The organism is Aminobacter carboxidus, from assembly GCF_014863355.1.
Lineage (GTDB): Bacteria > Pseudomonadota > Alphaproteobacteria > Rhizobiales > Rhizobiaceae > Aminobacter > Aminobacter carboxidus.
Map to the genome: position 1 here is coordinate 598,086 of NZ_JACZEP010000001.1, position 21,376 is coordinate 619,461.

The 21,376-nt window shown below is 62.9% G+C and carries 19 protein-coding genes; 8 read left to right on the forward strand and 11 right to left on the reverse strand.

Translation table 11 applies throughout. The annotated features are described in order from the left end of the window. The 5 genes from IHE39_RS02830 to IHE39_RS02850 form a co-directional block, all read right to left on the reverse strand. A complete protein-coding gene (locus tag IHE39_RS02830) occupies positions 1–1,308 on the reverse strand; it encodes a cyclopropane fatty acid synthase (RefSeq protein ID WP_192565435.1) in 1,308 nt (435 codons plus the stop codon). 143 nt (positions 1,309–1,451) lie between these two features. Then, a complete protein-coding gene (rplI, locus tag IHE39_RS02835; protein WP_184773816.1) occupies positions 1,452–2,030 on the reverse strand; it encodes a 50S ribosomal protein L9 in 579 nt (192 codons plus the stop codon). 215 nt (positions 2,031–2,245) lie between these two features. Further along, entirely contained in the window at positions 2,246–2,494 is a 249-nt protein-coding gene (gene rpsR, locus IHE39_RS02840; RefSeq protein ID WP_018427106.1) for a 30S ribosomal protein S18, read from the reverse strand. Then, on the reverse strand, positions 2,494–2,982 hold the full coding sequence (gene rpsF, locus IHE39_RS02845; protein ID WP_184773813.1) for a 30S ribosomal protein S6: 489 nt from the start codon (positions 2,980–2,982) through the stop codon (positions 2,494–2,496). Before rpsF ends, rpsR begins: the two co-directional genes overlap by 1 nt. A 309-nt stretch (positions 2,983–3,291) precedes the next feature. Next, the gene (locus IHE39_RS02850) at positions 3,292–5,148 is read right to left on the reverse strand and encodes an LTA synthase family protein (protein WP_192566030.1); all 1,857 of its coding nucleotides are present in this window, start codon (positions 5,146–5,148) and stop codon (positions 3,292–3,294) included. A gap of 428 nt (positions 5,149–5,576) precedes the next feature. On the opposite strand from IHE39_RS02850, the gene fabD reads away from it, so the two are divergent. The 7 genes from fabD (at position 5,577) to gmk (ending at position 11,953) form a co-directional block, all read left to right on the forward strand. Next, positions 5,577–6,518 carry an ACP S-malonyltransferase gene (gene fabD / locus IHE39_RS02855; protein ID WP_192565436.1) on the forward strand — a complete coding sequence of 314 codons (942 nt, stop codon included), beginning with the start codon at positions 5,577–5,579 and terminating at the stop codon, positions 6,516–6,518. A gap of 56 nt (positions 6,519–6,574) precedes the next feature. Then, positions 6,575–7,312 carry a 3-oxoacyl-[acyl-carrier-protein] reductase gene (gene fabG, locus IHE39_RS02860; protein WP_192565437.1) on the forward strand — a complete coding sequence of 246 codons (738 nt, stop codon included), beginning with the start codon at positions 6,575–6,577 and terminating at the stop codon, positions 7,310–7,312. Between the two features lie 196 nt (positions 7,313–7,508). Continuing rightward, positions 7,509–7,745 (forward strand): acyl carrier protein, encoded by a 237-nt coding sequence (locus IHE39_RS02865; RefSeq protein ID WP_055978681.1) that lies wholly within the window; start codon positions 7,509–7,511, stop codon positions 7,743–7,745. A 29-nt stretch (positions 7,746–7,774) separates the two neighbouring features. Continuing rightward, positions 7,775–9,037, forward strand: a complete 1,263-nt coding sequence (gene fabF / locus IHE39_RS02870; RefSeq protein WP_192565438.1) for a beta-ketoacyl-ACP synthase II — start codon at positions 7,775–7,777, stop codon at positions 9,035–9,037. A 99-nt stretch (positions 9,038–9,136) separates the two neighbouring features. Then, a complete protein-coding gene (gene mltG / locus IHE39_RS02875) occupies positions 9,137–10,342 on the forward strand; it encodes an endolytic transglycosylase MltG (RefSeq protein ID WP_192565439.1) in 1,206 nt (401 codons plus the stop codon). A gap of 63 nt (positions 10,343–10,405) precedes the next feature. Beyond that, complete coding sequence (locus tag IHE39_RS02880; protein ID WP_192565440.1) at positions 10,406–11,296, forward strand: YicC/YloC family endoribonuclease; 891 nt, start codon at positions 10,406–10,408, stop codon at positions 11,294–11,296. A gap of 3 nt (positions 11,297–11,299) precedes the next feature. Then, a complete protein-coding gene (gmk, locus tag IHE39_RS02885; RefSeq protein ID WP_192565441.1) occupies positions 11,300–11,953 on the forward strand; it encodes a guanylate kinase in 654 nt (217 codons plus the stop codon). A gap of 35 nt (positions 11,954–11,988) precedes the next feature. Here the strand turns inward: gmk and rsmA are convergent, their stop codons facing one another. The 6 genes from rsmA to lptF form a co-directional block, all read right to left on the reverse strand. Next, positions 11,989–12,825, reverse strand: a complete 837-nt coding sequence (rsmA, locus tag IHE39_RS02890; protein WP_192565442.1) for a 16S rRNA (adenine(1518)-N(6)/adenine(1519)-N(6))-dimethyltransferase RsmA — start codon at positions 12,823–12,825, stop codon at positions 11,989–11,991. Beyond that, positions 12,822–13,844, reverse strand: coding sequence for a 4-hydroxythreonine-4-phosphate dehydrogenase PdxA (pdxA, locus tag IHE39_RS02895; RefSeq protein WP_192565443.1), 1,023 nt, complete (start codon positions 13,842–13,844; stop codon positions 12,822–12,824). The genes rsmA and pdxA overlap by 4 nt, the downstream gene beginning before the upstream one ends. 3 nt (positions 13,845–13,847) lie before the next feature. Continuing rightward, positions 13,848–14,783, reverse strand: a complete 936-nt coding sequence (locus tag IHE39_RS02900; RefSeq protein WP_192565444.1) for a peptidylprolyl isomerase — start codon at positions 14,781–14,783, stop codon at positions 13,848–13,850. Between the two features lie 118 nt (positions 14,784–14,901). Continuing rightward, complete coding sequence (locus IHE39_RS02905; RefSeq protein WP_192565445.1) at positions 14,902–17,277, reverse strand: LPS-assembly protein LptD; 2,376 nt, start codon at positions 17,275–17,277, stop codon at positions 14,902–14,904. 12 nt (positions 17,278–17,289) lie between these two features. Further along, positions 17,290–18,378, reverse strand: coding sequence for an LPS export ABC transporter permease LptG (gene lptG, locus IHE39_RS02910; RefSeq protein WP_192565446.1), 1,089 nt, complete (start codon positions 18,376–18,378; stop codon positions 17,290–17,292). Further along, positions 18,375–19,574, reverse strand: coding sequence for an LPS export ABC transporter permease LptF (gene lptF / locus IHE39_RS02915; RefSeq protein ID WP_192565447.1), 1,200 nt, complete (start codon positions 19,572–19,574; stop codon positions 18,375–18,377). Before lptF ends, lptG begins: the two co-directional genes overlap by 4 nt. Before the next feature lie 304 nt (positions 19,575–19,878). On the opposite strand from lptF, the gene IHE39_RS02920 reads away from it, so the two are divergent. Beyond that, complete coding sequence (locus IHE39_RS02920; protein ID WP_192565448.1) at positions 19,879–21,375, forward strand: leucyl aminopeptidase; 1,497 nt, start codon at positions 19,879–19,881, stop codon at positions 21,373–21,375. The last annotated feature ends 1 nt before the right edge of the window (position 21,376 follow it).

Sequence of the window (21,376 nt, forward strand, 5' to 3'; positions counted from 1 at the left end):
CTATTCGTTGTCGGCAACCTTCCTGCGGCGGCTGGACTTGCCAGCAGGTTCGGCGGCGGCGGCAAGCTCGGTCTGGCGGTGCGCCATCTCGTGCATGGCGAGCGCCTTTTCGCACTTGCCGATATAGTCGCGGGTCAATGGCAGCGTGTCGTTGCGGTGGGTGAGCTGGATCTGGAAGACCATCAGGTCCTGCCAGCGGAAAGCAGCCTCGGATGCCGCGAGATAAAACTCCCACATGCGGCAGAAGCGCTCGTCATAGATCGCCTTGGCCTTGTCGCGATTGGCTTGGAAACGCAGGCTCCAGTGCCTCAGCGTGTCGGCGTAGTGCAGCCGTAAGATCTCGACGTCGGTGACCATCAGTCCCGACTTCTCGACCGCCGGCAGCACTTCGGACAAAGCGGGAATGTAGCCGCCGGGGAAGATGTGCTTGCGGATGAAGGCGCTTGTCGAGGCCGGCGGACCGGCGCGGCCGATCGAATGCAGCACCATCACGCCATCGGGCTTGAGCCGCTTGGCGACATTGTCGAAGAAGGTGCGATAGTGGTTGACGCCGACATGCTCGAACATGCCGACCGAGACGATGCGGTCGAAACGTTCCACGAGGTCGCGATAGTCCCGGATCTCGAAATGAACCTGGTTTTCAAGCCCCTCGGCCTGAGCCCGTTCTGTGGCGACCGCGTGCTGCTCGGTCGATAGCGTCACGCCGAGCACCTGGGCCTCGAAGGTACGGGCGAGATAGAGCCCGAGCCCACCCCAGCCGGATCCGATGTCGAGCACCGACTGGCCCGGCCGCAGCCGCATCTTGGCGGCAATATGCGCTTTCTTGGCGATCTGTGCTTCTTCCAGCGTCATGTCGGGATCGGCGAAATAGGCGCAGGAATACTGCATGTCGGTGTCGAGGAAGAGCCGGTAGAGATCGCCCGACAGGTCGTAGTGGCGCTGCACATTGCGCTTGGCGCGGGCGGCGGTGTTGACCTGCTGGAAGCGGCGGAAGGCAAGCCGCAGATTGTCGAGTGCCTTGGTCCAGGCGGTGTCGATGCTGCCGTTGCCGAGGTTCTGGAACACCACCCGCATCAGACCGAGCACGTCGCCTTCGACGATGTCGAGATCGCCGTCCATATAGGCCTCGGGCAAAGCGAACATCGGATCCAGAGTGATCGCGCTTTCAGCGCGTCGTGTCTTGATCAGGAGATGTACTGGATCGCCTGTGTCATCGCCGAAACGATGCGACCGCCCATTGGGGCCGGTGACTGTCAGGCTGCCGGTGCGCACAAGCTTCCCGACGATGCGTTGCAACAACATATTCATGGCGTGCTCGCGAAAAGGTCAGTCGTGTAGTCCGATCTTGAAGATAGGAGCGACGCTGCCAAGTTCCACGCCTGGCACAAAAAAAGCCCGGATGTTGCCATCCGGGCTTGGTCCAGAAAACTAGTTTGGGACGGGGGCCTAGATCAGCCCTCGTCGCCTTCGCCGTCTTCGTTCGGATCAAAGAAGCTGTCCGGACGGGCGTTTTCGTTGATGTCGTCGCCGTAGATGGCTTCTGCGGTCGTCAGCGTCTCGCCCTTCGACTGACGCTCGGCTTCGTCGGCCGTGCGCGCGATGTTCAGCGTGATGGTGACTTCGACTTCGGCGTGCAGCGCGATCGCCACGTTGGTCAGACCGATGTTCTTGATCGGCTGGTTGAGCTCGACCTGATTGCGGGCAACCGTGAAGCCTTCGGCGATCAGCAGATCGGCGATGTCGCGAGTCGAGACCGAACCGTAGAGCTGGCCGGTTTCACCAGCCGAACGCACGATGACAAACGACTTGCCGTCGAGCTGGTCGGCGACCTGCTGTGCTTCCGACTTGCGCTCGAGGTTGCGGGCTTCGAGCTGAGCGCGCTGGCCTTCGAACTTCTTCTTGTTGGCTTCGTTGGCGCGGAGCGCCTTGCCCTTGGGCAGCAGGAAGTTACGGCCAAAGCCGTCCTTGACCTTGACGATGTCGCCCATCTGGCCGAGGCGGGCAATACGTTCGAGAAGAATGACGTCCATTGTCCTTGTCCTTTCGTTGGCTGCAAAGGCAGCAAATTGGGTTCAACGGGCAAGGAAGCAATCTTGGCGCCGAGCGCCGGTTTCGCTGTCCTGCCTGTCGCGGCAGTTAGGATCTCCGCAGAAATCCAACCCGGGATTTGAGGCTCACCCGACCGCGCCCGTCGCGGGGGGAGATATTCCGGCCCGGGGCGGATGCCGCCGGGCCGGAACGAATATCACTTCACCACGTAAGGCAGCAGGCCAAGGAAGCGGGCGCGCTTGATCGCCTGGGCGAGTTCACGCTGCTTCTTCTGGCTGACGGCGGTGATGCGCGAAGGAACGATCTTGCCGCGCTCGGAAATGTAGCGCTGCAGCAGACGCACGTCCTTGTAGTCGATCTTCGGAGCGTTGGCGCCGGAGAACGGGCAGGTCTTGCGGCGGCGATGGAAGGGACGACGGGTCGGGATCTGATTGATGTCGACCATTATTCTGCACCCCCTTCAACACCTTCGCGCGGACGGCGCGGGCCACGGTCACCACCGCCATCGCGGTCGCCGAAGCTGCGCGGGCCACGATCACCACGGTCGCGGTCGCCGAAGCTGCGCGGACGGTCGCCGAAGCCACCGCGTTCGCCACGCTCGGAGCGCTCTTCGCGCTTCTGCATCATGGCGGAGACGCCTTCTTCATGCGCATCGACCTTGATGGTCAGGAAGCGCAGAACGTCTTCGGACAGGCCCTGCTGGCGCTCGACTTCCTTGACGGCAGCCGACGGAGCGGTGATGTCCATAAGCGTGTAGTACGCCTTGCGGTTCTTGTTAACGCGGTAGGTAAGGGACTTCAGTCCCCAGTTCTCAACCCGGCCAACCGATCCACCAGCTGCAGTGATGATGCCCTTGTAGTGTTCGACAAGTGCATCGACCTGCTGCTGCGAGAGGTCCTGGCGGGCAAGAAACACATGTTCATAAAGAGCCATAGTTTTTGCCTTTCTTCGTTTCCATCTTCCGGTCCCGGCGGCTAGAGCCTCTGCGACTTCCCTGACCCTTCGAGGGCCTTACGGCCTCCTCAGGGGAAGAAAGGAGCACGACGAGACGGTCGAGAGCGGAGACACGGGAGGCGGAAGCGTTTTCGCTTCACACGGCGACTTCCAGGGAAGCCTCCGGCCCTCCGTTCAGCCCCCAGCTGGGACCGGCAGATGGCGGGCGTCTACATGCTAAGCGCCGCCAAGGCAAGGGGTAGGGCCCAGAATCTCAGGAAAACCGGCCTTTTCCGGCCGATTTTTGGCTCAGCCAAAGGCCTCGTCGCGGAGGAACAGCGGCGAGCGCGTGCGGTTGGCGACGACCTTGTCGACGGTCTCGGGGAAGAAGCCCTTGGCGCCGCGGCGCTTGCCGAACATCATGTCGTATTGCAGCCAGCGGAAATCGCGGATCGCCGGGTCGAGTTCCTTCTGGCGCGACCAGTCGAACACCGACTCGCCCTGCCGCGGCATCAGCATGTTGCGGTCGACGACCCTGTAGCGGTCATGCAGGTTGCCGAGGAAGTCGGTGTAGTAGGGGTGGCTGATGCCTGCGGTCTCAAGCACATGCAGTGGCAGGAAGGCCGGGCTGATCGAGCCGATGTCGCGCGCGGCACCAGTGCGGTTCGACCACACGACCAGCGGCGTCTCGTGTTGCGCCAGCATCTCGTCGATTGGCGCCTTGCGCTTGGCCACCGGCTCTTTCATGAAGCCCGTCTCGACATAAACCGGACCGAGCGGCGGCAGGTGGTCGCCGAAAAAGGCGATCACGGTCGGGCGCTCGCGCTTGCTGGCCCAGTCCATCAGGCGTTTCAGGCCACGGTCCGCGTCGGAAGCGCCTTCGGAATAGGTCAGGATCGAATCGCGCACCCAAGGCGAGGTCGCTGCATCAACTTTGTGGGTCGTGTCGGAGTAGCGGTTCGGCTCGTAGGGGCCGTGGCTCTGCAGCGAGACTGCAAAGAAGAAGAACGGATGCTCGGTCGCATCGGCCTGGCGGATGATCTCTTCCGTCAGTGCAGCGTCGGAAACCAAGGGCCCGCGCTTTTCCAGCGGCGGCAGGTTTTCTTCCGACAGGAAGGTGTCGAAGCCAAAGTCCTTGTAGACGAGCGCGCGGTTCCAGAACCAGCCGCCGAAAGGGTGGATGGCCTTGGTCTCGTAACCCTCGCTCTTGAAGAAGGTGGCGAGTGATGGCACCGGCGCGCGGACATACTGCTGGTAGGGGATCGAGCCAGCCGGCAGGAAGGCATTAGAAAAACCGGTCAGCGCCTCGAACTCGACATTGGCGGTCATGCCGCCGAACTCCGGCGAGAATACGTGGCCGGACTGCGACGCCCGCACGTTCTGGATCGGGTCGGGCGTGATCTTGACGCCAGGCAGCCGCGTCGGATCCCAGAAGGACTCGCTCATCACGATAATGACGTCTGGCTTTTCTTCAGGTAGCGCTGCGGCCGCTAGCTCGGGCTTGGCGATGGCGTCGATGGCCTTGTCGGAATAGCCTTGCGGCGCCTTGACCTTGGCCATCGGCACGTTGAGCGCAAAGGCGATGGCAAAGCCGTTCGAGGCGTAGTTTTCCTTCTGGTCCCACATCATCGGGATGATCTGCAGGCGGTCGCGCGTCCACGAAAAGGTCGCGTAGTCCATGATCGAGACGAAGAAGGCGAGTGCTGGAATGGCGATGGCGAGGCGCGACATGCGCGCCCAGAACGACAGCGCCGGCATGCGGCGGCGCCAGTAGCGCCAGGCGAGCACCAGCAGCGAGACGCCGGCAATGAGGCCAACGACGATGCCGATGCCGGCGAGTGGCCGCTCGCGGACGAGCAGCGGCATCAGCTCGACGATCTGGCGGGCATAGAGGAAATCGGTCGGGTAGAGCGGATCGCCGAGATAAAGCGACTTCTGGTGGCCAACGAAGGCGAGCATCAGCGCCACAGGCGCGACGATCAAAAGGCCGTTGTAGGGCCGGCCAAGCAATGCGTCGAAGCCGATGATCAGCAATGCAAACAGGGCAACCGTGGTCCAGCTCGGCTTGAATGGCTGCTGGAAAAAGTTGAGGGTGTCGACGAACGAGCCGCGCGCTACGAATTCGATGGCGAAGACCAGGACCGCCGAGACGGCGAGCGTGATCATCACCGAGCGCAGGACCCCCAGGGCATAGGCACGCCGGCCGAGTACTTCAGCCTCGTTTTCCTCGTCGTGTGCGACGGGCTTGCCTGTCGCGAACAGCTTTGCCAACTCAACTTCCTCGAACGCTGGACAGCCGCGTCACGCAACCGTCACGAAACTGTCATCGAAAACCTAGCGCATATGGCAAAATTGAGAAGGACGGGGCAAACAAAACGTGTTTCGCGTTAATTCTCTGTGATTATTTGCCCCAAACGGGTCCCAAAGGCCTCAAGGCTTGACTTCGCGGTATCCATTGCGCCAGAGGCACAACGATATGGCGCGCTGCTTGTTCCCGAAGGTGCAAGAGGCGCTCCACGTGATAAGTCTGCGCATCGCGCCCCCTGATACCGATTCCGGTTTGGGCCGATGCGGCAAGCAGCCAGGAGACCAACATGGCCATTGCATTCACTTTTCCCGGGCAGGGCAGCCAGGCCGTCGGCATGGGCAAGGAACTGGCCGATGCCTTTCCGGAGGCACGCCGCGTGTTCGAGGAAGTCGACGATGCGCTGGGTGAAAAGCTGTCCAAACTGATCTGGGAAGGGCCTGAAGAGACGCTGACGCTGACGGCCAACGCGCAGCCGGCGCTGATGGCGGTGTCGATGGCTGCCTTCCGCGCGCTGGAATCGCGTGGCCTGTCGCTCAAGGACAAGGTCTCTTACGTCGCTGGCCATTCCCTCGGTGAATATTCCGCTCTTGCTGCCGCTGGCTTTGTCTCGGTCGCCGATGCAGCGCGCCTGCTGCGCATCCGCGGCAATGCCATGCAGGCCGCAGTGCCGGCAGGCCAGGGCGCCATGGCTGCGATCATCGGCCTCGAACAGGCTGATGTCGACGCCGCATGTGCCGAGGCCGCACAAGGTTCGGTCTGCCAGATCGCCAACGACAATGGCGGTGGCCAGCTGGTCATTTCCGGCGAGAAGGCGGCCGTCGAACGCGCCGCGGCACTTTGCACCGCAAAGGGCGCCAAGCGCGCGCTGATGCTGCAGGTCTCCGCTCCCTTCCATTCGGCGCTGATGGCGCCTGCCGCCGAGAAGATGCGTGAGGCGCTGGCGGGCGTAAAGAAGAACGTCCCGATCGTGCCTGTCGTTGCCAACGTCACGGTAAAGCCGATCACCGCCCCTGAAGAGATCGCCGCCCGCCTCGTCGAGCAGGTGACTGGCCGCGTCCGCTGGGCCGAGACCGTCGAGTGGTTCGGCAACAATGGCGTGACCACGCTTTATGAAGTAGGCGCCGGCAAGGTGCTGTCGGGCCTCGCCCGCCGCATCAACAAGGAGATCGCGACGGCTGCGGTCAACAATCCGGCGGACGTCGACGCGGCAATCGCCGCGCTCGCCTGAGCAATTCAAACGACCCCACCCGCGTGAAGGGTGCGCTCTTCAAGGAAGGTAGCAAAATGCTCGATCTGACCGGCCGCAAGGCACTCGTTACCGGTGCATCCGGCGGCATCGGCGAAGAAATCGCCCGCATCCTGCACAAGCAGGGCGCCATCGTCGGTTTGCACGGCACCCGCATCGAAAAGCTCGAGGCCCTCGCCAATGAGCTCGGCGATCGGGTCAAGCTGTTCCCGGGCAATCTTGCGGACCGCGACGAGGTCAAGGCGCTGGGCCAAAAGGCCGAGGCCGATCTCGAAGGCGTCGACATTCTGGTCAACAATGCCGGCATCACCAAGGATGGCCTGTTCGTGCGCATGTCGGATGCCGACTGGGATCAGGTCATCGAGATCAACCTGACGGCGATGTTCCGCCTGACGCGCGAGCTTACTCACCCGATGATGCGCCGCCGCCATGGCCGTATCATCAACATCACCTCGGTCGTCGGCGTCACCGGCAACCCCGGCCAGACCAACTATTGCGCCTCCAAGGCCGGCATGATCGGCTTCTCGAAGTCGCTGGCCCAGGAGATCGCCACCCGCAACATCACCGTCAACTGCGTGGCGCCAGGCTTCATCGAATCGGCGATGACCGAGAAGCTCAACGACAAGCAGAAAGAGGCGATCATGGCCGCGATCCCTGCCAAGCGCATGGGCACCGGCAAGGAAGTTGCCTCGGCTGTCGCCTATCTCGCTTCGGATGAAGCCGCCTACGTCACTGGCCAGACAATTCACGTCAATGGTGGCATGGCGATGATCTGATTGGGCCGATTGGCCGGGATAACCGGGCCTTTTGCCTTGGACGCGGTGAATTTTTCGTGTATTGCCGCGCTCCATCAGGTGGCCGGGCCGACACCGGACCGCCACCCGAGCGCTTGGGAAAGCGCAGATTACAGCTTGATTAGCGGCAATCCGCCCGCTAACGAAGACCTAACAACACCAGACTGAGGATGCCCACATGAGTGACACCGCAGAGCGCGTCAAGAAGATCGTCATTGAACATCTTGGCGTTGACGCCGACAAGGTGACGGAAGCTGCGAGCTTCATCGACGACCTGGGCGCGGACAGCCTCGACACGGTCGAGCTCGTCATGGCTTTCGAAGAAGAATTCGGCGTCGAGATCCCCGATGACGCGGCCGAGACCATCCTCACCGTTGGCGACGCCGTGAAGTACATCGACAAGGCTTCGGCCTGAGCGATCGCGAATTGTCAGGGATGCCCGCGATGAGGCGTGTGGTCGTCACAGGCCTTGGCCTGCTTTCACCGTTCGGCATGGGCTACGAGCACGGCTGGAAAGAACTTCTTTCCGGCCGTAGCGCCGCAAGGCGCATCTCGGAGTTCGAGGTCGAAGATCTCCCCTGCAAGATTGCCAACGTCATCCCCAGGGGTGACGGCAGCGACAATAGCTTCAATCCCGAAGCGTTCCTTGAGCCCAAGGAACTGCGCAAGATCGGCGACTTCATCCTGTATGGGATCGCGGCAGCCGACGAGGCATTGAAGGATTCGGGCTGGCAGCCCAAGACACCGGAAGAGCAGTACGCGACCGGCGTCATGATCGGCTCGGGCATCGGCGGCATAGACGGCATCGCTGAAAACGCCCTGATCCTGAAAGAACGCGGCCCACGCCGCATCAGCCCCTTCTTCATTCCGGGCCAGATCATCAATCTGGTTTCCGGACAGGTTTCGATCCGGCACGGGCTCAAGGGCCCGAACCATGCCGTGGTCACCGCCTGCTCGACCGGCGCGCATGCCATCGGCGACGCTGCCCGCCTGATCATGTTCGGCGATGCCGACGTGATGCTGGCCGGCGGTGCCGAAGCACCTGTGACGCGTCTTTCGCTTGCCGGCTTTGCTGCCTGCAAGGCGCTATCGACCGACCGCAACGACGAGCCGGAAAAGGCTTCGCGCCCTTATGACCGCGACCGCGATGGTTTCGTCATGGGCGAGGGTGCCGGCGTTGTCGTTCTCGAAGAACTCGAGCACGCCAAGGCACGCGGCGCCAAGATCTACGCCGAAGTCGTCGGCTATGGCCTGACCGGTGACGCCCATCACATCACGGCACCCGCCGAGGATGGCGATGGCGCGTTCCGCTGCATGACGGCCGCCCTCAAGCGCGCCAATCTGACGCCTGCCGACATCGACTACATCAACGCCCATGGCACCTCGACCATGGCCGATACGATCGAGCTCGGCGCTGTCGAGCGTCTCGTCGGCAGCGCCGCCTCCAAGGTGTCGATGTCGTCGACCAAGTCGTCGATAGGCCACCTCTTGGGTGCTGCCGGTGCTGCCGAGGCAATCTTCTCGATCCTCGCCATCCGCGACAACATCGTGCCGGCGACGATCAACCTCGACAATCCCGAGCGCGAGACGGCCATCGATCTGGTGCCGAACAAGCCGCGCAACCGGCAGGTCGACGTCGCCCTGTCGAACTCCTTCGGCTTTGGCGGCACCAACGCCTCGCTGGTATTCCAGCGCTTCAACGGCTGATAGGTTGTGGGAAGGGGCCCGTTGAGGGCCCTTTGCCGTGATTTTTGCCACATTCAAGCCTAGTCTCCCGGCGGGGATTCGACGCAAAGGCGAGGCAAGATGAGCATCAATACGCCAGGTCAGGGAGAAGGCGCGCCGCGCGCCGCACCGGCCAATCCAATCGTTCCAAAGACCGCGCAGGAAGCGTTGCGGCCCGAAGCCGGTACGCCGCCGCCCTCCAAGCGTTCGCGCGCGTCGCGCAACCAGATCGTCGTGTTCATGAACTTCATGATGTCGACGGCGGTGCTGGTTATCCTCGCCGGCGGCGCAGCCCTCTATTTCGGCAAGCAGGAGTTTGGCGGCGCAGGCCCTTCGACGGTACCGGCGACCTTCCTCGTCAAGCCGAGCACTGGCGTGCAGGACATTGCCGACCAGCTCGAGCGGCGCGGCCTGATCAGCGACGCGCGCATCTTCCGCATGGGCGTGCGCGCCTACGGCAATGACGGCGCGCTCAAGGCCGGCGAATATGAGATCCAGGCTGGTGCTTCAATGCACGAGATCATGGAACTGCTGAAGAGCGGCAAGTCGGTGCAGTATTCGCTGACGATCCCGGAGGGACTGACTGTCGAGCAGGCGTGGAAACGCATCGCCGAGCAGGAAGCGCTGAGCGGCGACATGCCGGCGGAGATGCCTGCTGAGGGTGCGCTTGCCGCCGACACGCAACGTTTCACCCGCGGCCTGACCAGGCAGCAGATCGTCAACAAGATGCTGGCCGATCAGAAGGATCTGGTCGAGACCATCTGGGCCCGGCGCTCGCCCGACCTGCCGCTGGCCGACGTCAACGAGTTCGTGACGCTGGCCTCGATCGTCGAGAAAGAAACCGCGCGCGGCGACGAGCGCTCGCGCGTCGCGGCCGTTTTCATCAACCGCCTCAACAAGGGTATGCGGCTGCAGTCCGATCCGACGATCATCTACGGCATCTTCGGCGGCAAGGGTAAACCAGCCGACCGGCCTATCTATCGATCCGACATCGACAAGCCGACGCCCTACAATACCTACACGATCAAGGGCCTGCCGCCGACGCCGATCGCCAATCCGGGCAAGGCTTCGCTGGAGGCCGTGGCCAACCCGTCGAAGACTAAGGACCTCTACTTCGTTGCCGACGGTTCGGGCGGGCACGTCTTTGCCGAGACGCTGGACGAGCACAACGAAAACGTTGCCCGCTGGCGCGCCTTCCAGCGCAAGGTCGTTGAGGACGAGAAGGCGGCAGGCGAAGCCGATCCGGCCAAGAAAGACGCAGCCACAACCAACGCCGTCAAGAAGTAAGAACAAGCCTCGCCTTGCCCCCGACGGGTGCAGGGCACGCTGCAAACAGGGACGCGCTGCCAGATGAACCTGCAGAGCATGACAGGCTTCGCCCGCGTAGCCACCGAGCACGACGGGACGGCGATCGCCTGGGAGGTGAAGTCGGTCAACGGCAAGAGCGTCGACGTGCGCCTGCGCCTGCCGCAAGGGTTCGAGCGGCTCGAGCCTGGCGTCAGGCAAGCCATCCAGAAGCGCTTTTCGCGCGGCAACGTGCAAGCGACGCTGACCGTCAGCCGCACCGCCGGCGCTATGGTGCAGCCGGTGATCAATGAAGTGTTCCTGCGCGACGTGGCCGAACTCGCCACGCGCCTGGTCAAGCAATATGGCGCAGCTCCCGCCAGCGCCGACGGCCTGCTTGCGCTGCGCGGCGTGTTCGACGTGCCCGAGGCTGTCGAGACCGAGGAGCAGCGGGCGGCGATCGACGTGGTGATCATGAACGGCCTGGAAGCCGGGCTGGCTGGTCTTGTCGAGGCGCGCAAGGCCGAGGGCGAGGCACTGCGGTCGTTGCTGTCGGATCACATCGCGACCATAGAGACGCTGACCCTGCAAGCCGAAGCCGATCCGTCGCGCGAGCCGGCGCAGATCCGCCAGCGCCTCGCCGAACAGGTGCGCCTGCTGCTTGAGGCATCGCCGGCGCTCGACGAGACGCGGCTCAACATGGAAGCGGCGTTCCTGGCCACCAAAGCCGATATCCGCGAGGAGATCGACCGGCTGAAGACCCATATCGCTTCGGGGCGCGCCTTGCTTGCGGGCGGTGGTGCAATTGGCCGGAAGCTCGATTTTCTGGCGCAGGAATTCAACCGCGAATCGAATACTCTGTGTTCGAAGTCGAATGCCGCCGCAGTGACCGCCGTCGGGCTGGAACTGAAGGCCGTCGTCGATCAGTTCCGCGAGCAAGTTCAGAATCTGGAGTAGCGCATGAGCGCCGAGACCCCATCAATAGCCATCAAGCGTCGCGGCTTGATGCTGGTATTGTCGTCGCCTTCGGGCGCAGGCAAGTCGACGATTTCGCGCAACCTGATCGAAACCGATCCGGAGCTGAAGCTGTCGGTGAGCGTCACTACCCGTCCGCGCCGTGGCAGCGAGATCGACGGCGCCCACTATCACTTCACCAGCAAGCGCGAGTTCGAACTTCTTCGCGACAACGACGCGTTGCTCGAATGGGCCGAGGTTCACGGCAATTTCTACGCGACGCCACGCGAGCCGGTCGAGTTGGCAATGTCTCAGGGCCGCGACATGCTGTTTGACATCGACTGGCAGGGCGCCAAGCAGCTCAAGGAAAAGATGCGTGGCGACATCGTCTCGATCTTCATCCTGCCGCCCTCGATGGGCGAACTGAAGGCCCGTCTCAAGCGTCGCGCCGAGGACCAGGACGCGGTGATCGAGACGCGGCTCAAGAATGCCCGCGACGAGATCGAGCACTGGGGTGAATACGACTATGTCGTGATCAACGAAGACCTCAACCGCGCTTTTGCCGAAGTCCGCGCGATCGTCGCCGCCGAACGCCTGCGCCGCGACCGCCGGCCGGGCCTGTTCGACTTCGTATCGAAACTGCTCGACGAGAAGATCTGAGGTTCCACCTTCTCCCCCTTGGAGGAGAAGGAAGTTCAGACGGCTTTTGCCAGCGCGACGAATTCCTCGACGCTGAGCGTTTCGGCGCGGCGCGTCGGGTCGATGCCGACTGCCTCCAGCAGCTTTTCGCCGCCCATGCTTTTCAGGCTCTGGCGCAGCATCTTGCGGCGCTGGCCGAAGGCGGCTTCGGTGACACGGCCAAGCACCTTCACATCGGCCGCCAGCGGCTCCCTGCGCGGCTCCAAGTGGATGACCGACGACGTGACCTTGGGCGGCGGCGTGAAGGCCTGCGGCGGCACGTCGAAGGCGATGCGCGCATCGGTGCGCCATCCAGCGAGTACGCCGAGCCGGCCAAAGGCGGAACTCGCCGGCTTCGCCACGATGCGTTCGGCAACCTCGCGCTGGAACATCAGCGTCAGCGACTGGTAGAACGGCGGCCAGGCCTCCACGGTCAGCCAGCGGACCAGCAATTCGGTGCCGATGTTGTAAGGCAGGTTGGCGACGATCTTGGTTGGTTCGCCGCCGGCGAGGGTTGCGAAATCGGTCTTCAGCGCATCGCCCGACACGACCTCGAGCCGGCCCGGATAGTGGTCGGAAACCTCTGCGAGGGCGGCGAGGCAGCGCTCGTCGCGCTCGATGGCAATGACCTTTTTCGCGCCATGCATCAGCAATGCTCGGGTCAAGCCGCCGGGGCCCGGTCCGACCTCGATGACGGTGACGCCGGTGAGGTCGCCGGCAGCACGCGCCACCTTGCCGGTGAGGTTGAGGTCGAGAAGGAAATTCTGGCCAAGCGCCTTCTTGGCCTGGAGGCCATGGCGTTCGATGACGTCGCGAAGCGGCGGCAGGCCATCGATGCTGGTTGTGTTACTCATGCCGGCTTCGCCTCGATGTCTGAAAGTTGCCGCGCCAGCTTCAGTGCGGCGATCAGGCTGTCGGGCCGGGCGATGCCCTTGCCGGCGATGTCGAATGCGGTGCCGTGGTCGGGCGAGGTTCGCACGAAGGGTAGGCCGAGCGTGACGTTGACCGTCTCGTCAAAGGCGAGTGCCTTGGCCGGGATCAGTGCCTGGTCGTGATACATGCAGATGGCTGCGTCGTAGCCGGCACGCGCCCGGGCGTGGAACATGGTGTCGGCGGGCAGGGGGCCGAAAGCCTCGATGCCTTCCGCCTTGAGCGCCTCGACGGCAGGGCGGATGACGCGTTCATCCTCTTGGCCCATGGCTCCGCCTTCGCCGGCATGCGGATTGAGGCCAGAGACGGCTATGCGCGGCTTCACAATGCCGAAGCGGGTGCGCAGGTCATGCGCCGTAATGCGTACGGTCTCAACGATGGCTGCTGTCGTCAGCGCCTTCGGCACCTCTGATAGCGCAATGTGAATAGTAACCGGCACGGCGCGCAACTCAGGCCCGGCCAGCATCATCACTGGTACAGTGTCGACGCCGGTCCTGGCGGTCGCCAGATGGGCGAGATATTCGGTGTGGCCGGGAAAGCGGAAGCCGGCGTCGTAGAGCGGCTTCTTGGCAATCGGGCAGGTGACGACGGCTGCCGCACGACCTTCGAATGTGTCGGCCACGGCGCGATCGATGGCCTCGATGATGCCGGCGGCGTTGCGCTTGTCAGGCTGGCCCGGCGTGTTGACAAGCACTGCTGCCAACGGAACCACCGGGAGGGCATTTGCGAATGCGGCCGCTACACCAGTGGGATCGGTCTCGACGATGGCTATGTCGACACCCAGGGCGCGCACGCGCGCGGCAATCAGCTTCGGGTCGGCGAGCAAATAGAAGGGCGGCACGCCGGCCGCGTCGCGCTGCCGCCAGGCGGCGACAGCGATTTCGGGGCCAATGCCTGATGGATCGCCTGACGTCAGCGCCAGAGGCAGCCTATGGGCAGCCACGGCCTAGCGGGTGACGATGCGAGCCTTGGCCCGCAGCTCTTCGATGTACTTCTTGTTGAGCTCTTCGGCCTTTGCGTCGCCCTGCTTGCCTGCACCCTCGGCCTGGAAGACCATCTGGGCGACCTTGTCGTCGGAGACTTCGCGCGAGCTGCAGACGCCGATGAACTCGACGCCACGATCGGTTTCGCGCACTGGTGTCGCGCCTCCGACCTTGAGCTTCTTGATCTCGTCTGCCCATTCGGGCGGCAACTGCGGGGCGATGACCCGGCCAAGGTCGCGGACGGTGACGTCGAGCAGTCCCTTGGCAAATTCACGCGTCTGTTCGCAGCCATTGAAGCGGCCGCGCATGGCATCTGCCTCGCGCTTGCGCTTGCCGATCGTCCCACGCTCGGAGGCGGGGACAACGAAGATCACCTGCTGCAGCATGTATTCGGTGGCGCTCGGCTTGGCGCCGCCCTGCTGGAGCATGCGGCGTACGGCGTCCTGCTCGGACGACATGCCACCACCGCCGTCAGCCGAGCGGAAGCGGGCACCGAGCGCCTGGTTCCAGCCCATCTGGGCGCGGATGTAGTCCTTGAAGTGGCTTGAGGTCACGCCGGCCTGGCCCAGGATCTGGTCCATCTGCGCGGGCTTGAGCTTGTTGGAACCGGCGAAGCGCGCATAGGCGTCATCGACCTGCTTGTCCGAGATGCGGATGTTGAGCCGCTTCATCTCGGCGACGCGCAGTGTCTGCTCAATCATTTCCTGGCCGGCATCGCCTTTGCGCTTCTGCAGCTTGAGGAAAGCCGCACGGCGCTGGATGTCGAAGCTGGTAATCGGCACATCGTTGACGATGTACTTGATTTCACTGGCCTGGGCCGGAGGCGCGTAGGCGGTGATCGAAAGCGACGTCGCCGCCACGAGCAGGGCCAGACCTGCTGAAAAGAGGTGCTTGCGCATTGCTATAAGTCCCGTTCAAACCCCAGATCCGGACATTGCCCGGATACGTGCCCCGTCATTGGCCGCGCTATGCGGCAAAACGATGTCAGGCCGCCCCCGCCGCCATTCTGTCGCTGCCTTAGAAGGCGCTCGTCGCGTTGCCGAAGTCGCCGATCGTGCGGAACGAGATGTTGAAGCCGACGGTGCGCGAGACATCGTCCGGCTTATTGTGATCGCGGCTTTCGGAATAGGACATCATGTAGGTGAAGCACTCGTCGTCATAGGCGAAGCCGAGGCCATTCTTGACGAGCAGATCACCCTTGATGTCGTAGGTGCCCGAGCCGAACACGCGCCATTCGTCGTTGAAACGGGCGGTGGCGCCGAGGGTCACTTCGTGGCGGTCGTCGGCAAAGCCGTAGAGCGGCTGCGCCTGGATGTAGGCGTAGCGCGCCGACACGGCGAGCGGACGCGCATCGAGGCCAACCTTCATCTCGGCGCGGCGAACATCGAAGGTGCGCTCGTCGAAACGGCCGCTGACCGAGGCCGAGAAGCCGTTCGGGCTGGCGACGCCGGCCAGAGCGACGTAGTCGGACTTGTCGGTCTCGAGGCCGGAATAGGCGCCGGCATTGACGAGATCGGGTGCGGCGAACGAGTTGTCGCCGGCAATGTGATACGACTGGCCGACAAGCGCGTTGGTAGTCCAGCCATTGTTGAAGCTGCCGGAATAGCGCAGACCGAGATTGGCCCGGGTGCCGCCTTCCATGCGATCGTAGCCGGAGAACTTGTCGCGCTCGAACAGCGAGGCGGCGTCGAAGACGAAGCTCTGGGCGTCTTCGTTGGGAATGCCAAGGGCATTGATGTGGCTCTCGCTCGGGCGGGCAAAGATCTGGGCCATCGGCTCAAGCACATGGGTCGAGCTGGTCGACGAGAACAGCACTGGCCAGCGCAGCTCCAGGCCAAGGGTGGCCATGTAGCGGAACAGCGACGAGCGCACGTCGTCGGCAACGTTGATCCGCGGATCGGCGGCCATGGTGTTGATGGCAGCAAGCGATGCTGCCGACGCATCGACGTAGCTGCCGTCGGCGCGGAAGGCGAGCATCGGCGTGACGAGCAGGCCGCCATCGGTGATGATGGTCCGCTTCCACTCGGCTTCGGCGGTGATGCGGCTCGAAGTGCCTTCGATGCCGTGGATCGTTGGTCCGTTCGGCGCTGTCAGTCCCGCGTCGAGGTCCGAACGCTGAATGACACGTGCGTTGAGGTCGAACGACAGCTCGCCTCCGGCCACCGGCGTATCAGGGATATAGGCATAGTCCAGCGACGGCAGCACCCAGGGCTGCTTGTCTGCGCGCGCATTCGGATCGCTGTCGAGCGCCTCTTCCTGGACCTGGAAGCGCATGGCGCGCAGGTCGAAGTAGTTGCGATCGTTCAGGCCGGTCAGATAGACTTCCGAGCGGTGCGTGCTGCCTGAGAAGCCGTCGATGCCATAGGTGCGCGAAAAGTTCTTGTCGGTCTGGGCAAGGATGTTCCAGCCGAAGGCCCAGCGCGGATTGAGGTCGAAATGACCCTTCGTGCCGACCATGCCGCGCAGCTTGTTCTCGTCGCCGGCCGGACCGCGATCGACCGTATTGAGGTCGAACTTGTCCGGGTTCATCTGGTAGATGCCGGCCATTTTCAGGCTATATTGGCCATTGTTGAAGCGCTGGCGCCATTCGGCCTCGCCGAGGAAACCCTGGCGGGTGTAGCCGGTGCCCTTGATTGTAAGGTCGTAGGTCGGCGAAAGCGCGAAATAGTAGGGGATCGAAACGCCGACGCCGAGCTCGCTCTTGTAGCTGACGCCAGGCATCAGGAAGCCGCTCTTGCGCTTGACCGTGGGGTCGGCAATCTCGAAGGCTGGCAGGAAGGCGATCGGGAAGCCGAAGAACTCGAAATTCGAGTTTTCGAAGCGCACTGTCTTCTTCTGGCCGTTCCAGATGATCTTCTGTGCCTTGACGCGCCAGATCGGCGCCTTGTCGGGCTTTTGCTCGCAAGGTTCGCAGGCCGTGTAGACGCCGTTGTTGAACGTCGTCAGGAAGCCGCCTTCGCGCTTGGCGCTTTCGGCGGCGAAATAGGTCTTGTCGACGGTCTCGATGCGCAGCGTGTTGACGAAGCCATCAGCGAAGTCGTCGGTGATGTCGATCTCCTGCGAGAAGATCTTGGTACCGTCCGAATTGACGACCTCGACATTGCCGCTGGCCACCAGACGCGAAGTCTTGCGATCATAGGTGACGCGCTGGGCAACGAGGCGGTTGCCAGCATAGTCGATCTGAACGCCGCCGACCGCAGTCACGGTGCTGGCGTCGTTGTCATAAACGAGCGTGTCCGCCTCGAGCAGCATCTGCGAGCCTTCGGGCACGCTGGGTGCGAGGTCGGCGACAGTCTGTGCGATAGCAGGTGCGGACGGCAACGCGACCGAAAACAGGCACGCGAGCGCAGTCGCACCCAAAAGGCCTGCCATATGGGCCCTGCGGTTGGCCATTGCGCCCCTCACCTAACCGTCCTCTTTGTAGAGCAGGAAAGTCACCCCGAAAAACATTGCGACCACTACTGGAAACCATGCCGCAATATAAGTCGGCACGAATCCCGCATTGCCAAATGCTTTGACCAGAACCGAAACGACATAAAGCAGAAAGCCGGCGACGACGCCACCCAAAATCATCGTTGCAGACTGCCCCATACGTGCAAATTGCATCGACACTGTTGCAGCAATGAGAGTCATTGCAACCAAAAGGAAGGGCAGGGCGACAAGTGAATGAAATTGCATGGCGAATGCGTTGGCCCTGAGGCCGAAAGAACGCGCCACTTCGATCTTCGAAGGCAGCTCGAAGAAGGGAATCGTTTCGGGCCGCGCCAGCCGTTCCTGAACGAATTCAGGCTTCAGGTTTGTCGGCACCTGATCGATCGGCTGCGAGGTGAAATTCTTGCCGCCCTTCATGCTGCGGACGTTGACGAGTTCCCAGTGGCCGTCGCGCAGATAGGCGCGTTCGGCATCTTTGCGCTCGACCATGTCGCCATTGGCGTCGAAGATGAAAAACACCGCGTCCGAGAGCTCGAGCCCCTGATTGAGCACGGCCCGGGCGCCGATGATGACTTCGGTGTCGTCGGCCTTCTGGCGCAGCCAGGGTGCTGAAAACGCCGAAACCGAATTGGACTGGCGCGAGCGCAGTTCGGATTCGATGGTTTCCGAATGTGAGAAGCCGTAGGCGGCGATCGGGTTGAGGATGCCGACAGTGACCACGCCGAAAAGCAGCGCGCCGATGCAGCACGGCAGCAGGAACTGCCAGGCCGAGATGCCGGCGGCGCGCGCGATGACCAGTTCATAGCGCCGGTTGAGCGAAACCAGCGTCGCCATGGCGCTGAACAGGGCCACGAAAGGCACCGTCTGCTGCATGATCATCGGCACGCGAAGCGCTGAAACCGTCATTGCGATCGAAAACTTGAAGCCCGGCAAACCGCCGACATTGCTCGAGAATTCGGTGACATCGATGATGAAGATCAGCGCGTAGATGCCGATGAAGAACCACGTCGTGATGACGGCGTAGCGAACGAGGAAGTAGCGGCCAAGCGTCCAGCCCATCATGCCGCTCCCTGGCCGGAAGCGCGGCCGGTAAGGCGCTGGCGGAATGCGGCAAAGCCGTCGCGCAGCCGCGCCGCGAAGGCCGTCAAGCGATCGGCGACCGAAACCGGCAACTCCATGGTGCGGTGACCGCGGATGAACCAGAGGGCAAACAGTGAGGCGCCGACTGGAATGGCGTAGACGACGTAGCCGATCCATGCCGCTGCTTCGGCCTTGCTGTTGGCGAAGAAGCCGAGCCAGCGGAAGAACAGCGCGATCGTCACCGTCGTCACCAGCGGATGGATGCGTGCCTCGCGGTGCGAGCGCGCATCGCCGGCGACAGCCAGCGCGATGAAGGCGAAGGCGATCGAATAGAGCCAGTCGGAGAAGCGGCGGTTGAGCTCGGCGTCGAACAGGCGCGGGTTGCGCTGGTAGAATTTGTCGTCGTGCTGCGGCTGCATCAAATAGGACGTCGAGCGGTCTTTCGGCTGCATGGTGACTTCGTTGGCCGCAGCAGAAAACTCACTGAGATCAAAGGCATAGGAATCGAAGCTGATGACCGAGACTTCGCCGCCCGGTGCCTTGCGGTGGATGACGCCTTCGTTCATCACCAGCATCTGCTTTTTGTTGCGTTCGATGAACGAGCCGTCCTTGGCGTAATAGACGAGATCGATATTGGGCTCACGCGAATCGGCAACGAAGATGCCGCCAAGTCCGCCATTGGGAAGACGCTCGCCGACCTGCACGAACAGGCCATCATCGACCTTGCGGAACGTGCCTTCCTGGATGATCAGCGACAAAAGATCGGCGCGCGACGTGGCAATCAGCTCGCGGTTACGCTGGCGCGCCATCGGGTTGGCGACGTTGTCGACGATGAAGGAGAACATCGCGGCGCACACCGCGAGGATGAGAATCGGCCGGATGACGGTGAGTCGCGAGGCGCCCGCGGCGTTGAGGATCACCAATTCGGAATCGCTGTTCATCGTGCTCAGCGTCAACGCCGCGGCGATGATGACGGCGAAGGGAACGACGATGGGAATGACGGTCGGCAGGATCAGGGCCGCGACCTCGAAGAAGGTCAGCGCCGATTGGCCGCTGTCGGTGACAAGGTCGATGCGTCCGAGCACCTGGGTGGTCCAGACGATCGCCAATGTCCACGTCAATGCCGCGATGAAAACCGCGAACGCACGACGCAGAATGTAGCGCTCAACAACCTTCATCGATGACCAGGATTCCGTGTTTCCGACTTGGCCGGCCGACAGGATGTCGCGTGGCCGGTGGGTGTCTAAGGTATAGTCCAAGGCAAGCCGGCACAACTGCCCGTCACGCCGCCAACACTGTCTCCCGCGCTCCGGAGTCTGGTCGCTAATGGCTAAGAAACGTCGAACAGAGGTGGTTAACGCAAGGTTTCCCGTAGCTTTTCAGCTTTAGCCATAATGCGCCAAGATGACGGGAGGCTTGCCAAACTTGTGAAAACGACGAAATGTCGCGCACCATCTGAACGGGATCCGAAAGCAGGATATCATGACTTCTAAGCCGTCGATCAGTTTCGCCAAGCCGGGCACGCCGAAAAAGGGCAGCGTCGTTGTCTTCTCCGCCGACGATGGCGGGCTGAGCGATGTTGCACGTGCCAACGATCCGGCCAAGGCGCTCGATCGGGCTTTCCCCGTTGCCGACTTCAACAGCAAGTTTGGCGGCGTCGTCGAGGTGCTGGCGCCGGAAGGCACAGCGGTCGACCGGCTTGTCGCCATCGGAGTCGGCAAGACCTCGGGGCTCGACGAATATGCCTGGCTGAAGCTCGGCGGGGTGGTTGCGGCACAGTTGCGCAAGGCAGCCGAAGTGGCGGTGATCCTCGACATTACCGGCCTGAAAGTTGATGGCGCGGCGGCCGCCGGCGTTGCCGCCGGCATCCTGCTCAGGAGCTACAACTTCGACAAGTACAAGACCAAGAAGGACAATGGCGACGGCAAGGTCGACGACAAGAAGTCGGTCAAGGTCACCATCCATTGTGCCGATCCGGCGGCGGCAAAGAAGGCCTTTGCCGACGCCGAAGCCATCGTTGGCGGCGTCGTACTTGCCCGCGATCTCGTCAACGAGCCGGCCAATGTGCTCGGCCCTGTCGAATTCGCGGCACAGGCCAAGGAACTGGAGAAGCTCGGCGTCAAGGTCGAGATCCTGACCGAAAAGGAAATGAAAAAGCTCGGCATGGGCGCGCTGCTCGGCGTTGCCCAGGGTTCGGTGCGCCCGCCGCGCCTGGCGGTGATGCAATGGAACGGCGGCAAGGCCAAGGACAAGCCGGTGGCCTTCGTCGGCAAGGGTGTGGTCTTCGATTCGGGCGGCGTGTCGATCAAGCCGGCCGCCGGCATGGAGGACATGAAGGGTGACATGGGCGGTGCTGCCGCCGTCACCGGGTTGATGCACACACTAGCCGCGCGCAAAGCCAAGGCGAACGTGGTCGGCATCATCGGCCTGGTCGAAAACATGGTCGACGGCAACGCCCAGCGTCCGGGCGACATCGTCACCTCGATGTCGGGCCAGACCATCGAAGTGCTGAACACTGACGCCGAAGGCCGTCTCGTGCTGGCCGACGCGCTCTGGTACTGCAACCAGCGCTTCGAGCCGAAGTTCATGGTCAATCTGGCGACACTGACTGGCGCGATCATGGTGGCGCTCGGCCAGAGTCATGCCGGCCTGTTTTCCAACAATGACGAACTCGCCGAGCGCCTGACGTCGTCGGGTACGGCAACCCAGGAGAAGCTGTGGCGCATGCCGCTTGGCTCGGACTACGACAAGCTGATCGATTCCAAGAACGCCGACATGAAAAACATCGGCGGCCGCTATGGCGGCTCGATCACCGCGGCACAATTCCTGCAGCGCTTCGTCAAGGAGACTCCTTGGGCGCATCTCGACATCGCCGGCACGGCGATGGGCTCGCCGAGCAACGAGATCAACCAGTCATGGGGCTCGGGCTATGGCGTGCGCCTGCTTGATAGGCTGGTGCGCGACCACTACGAGGGGTAAG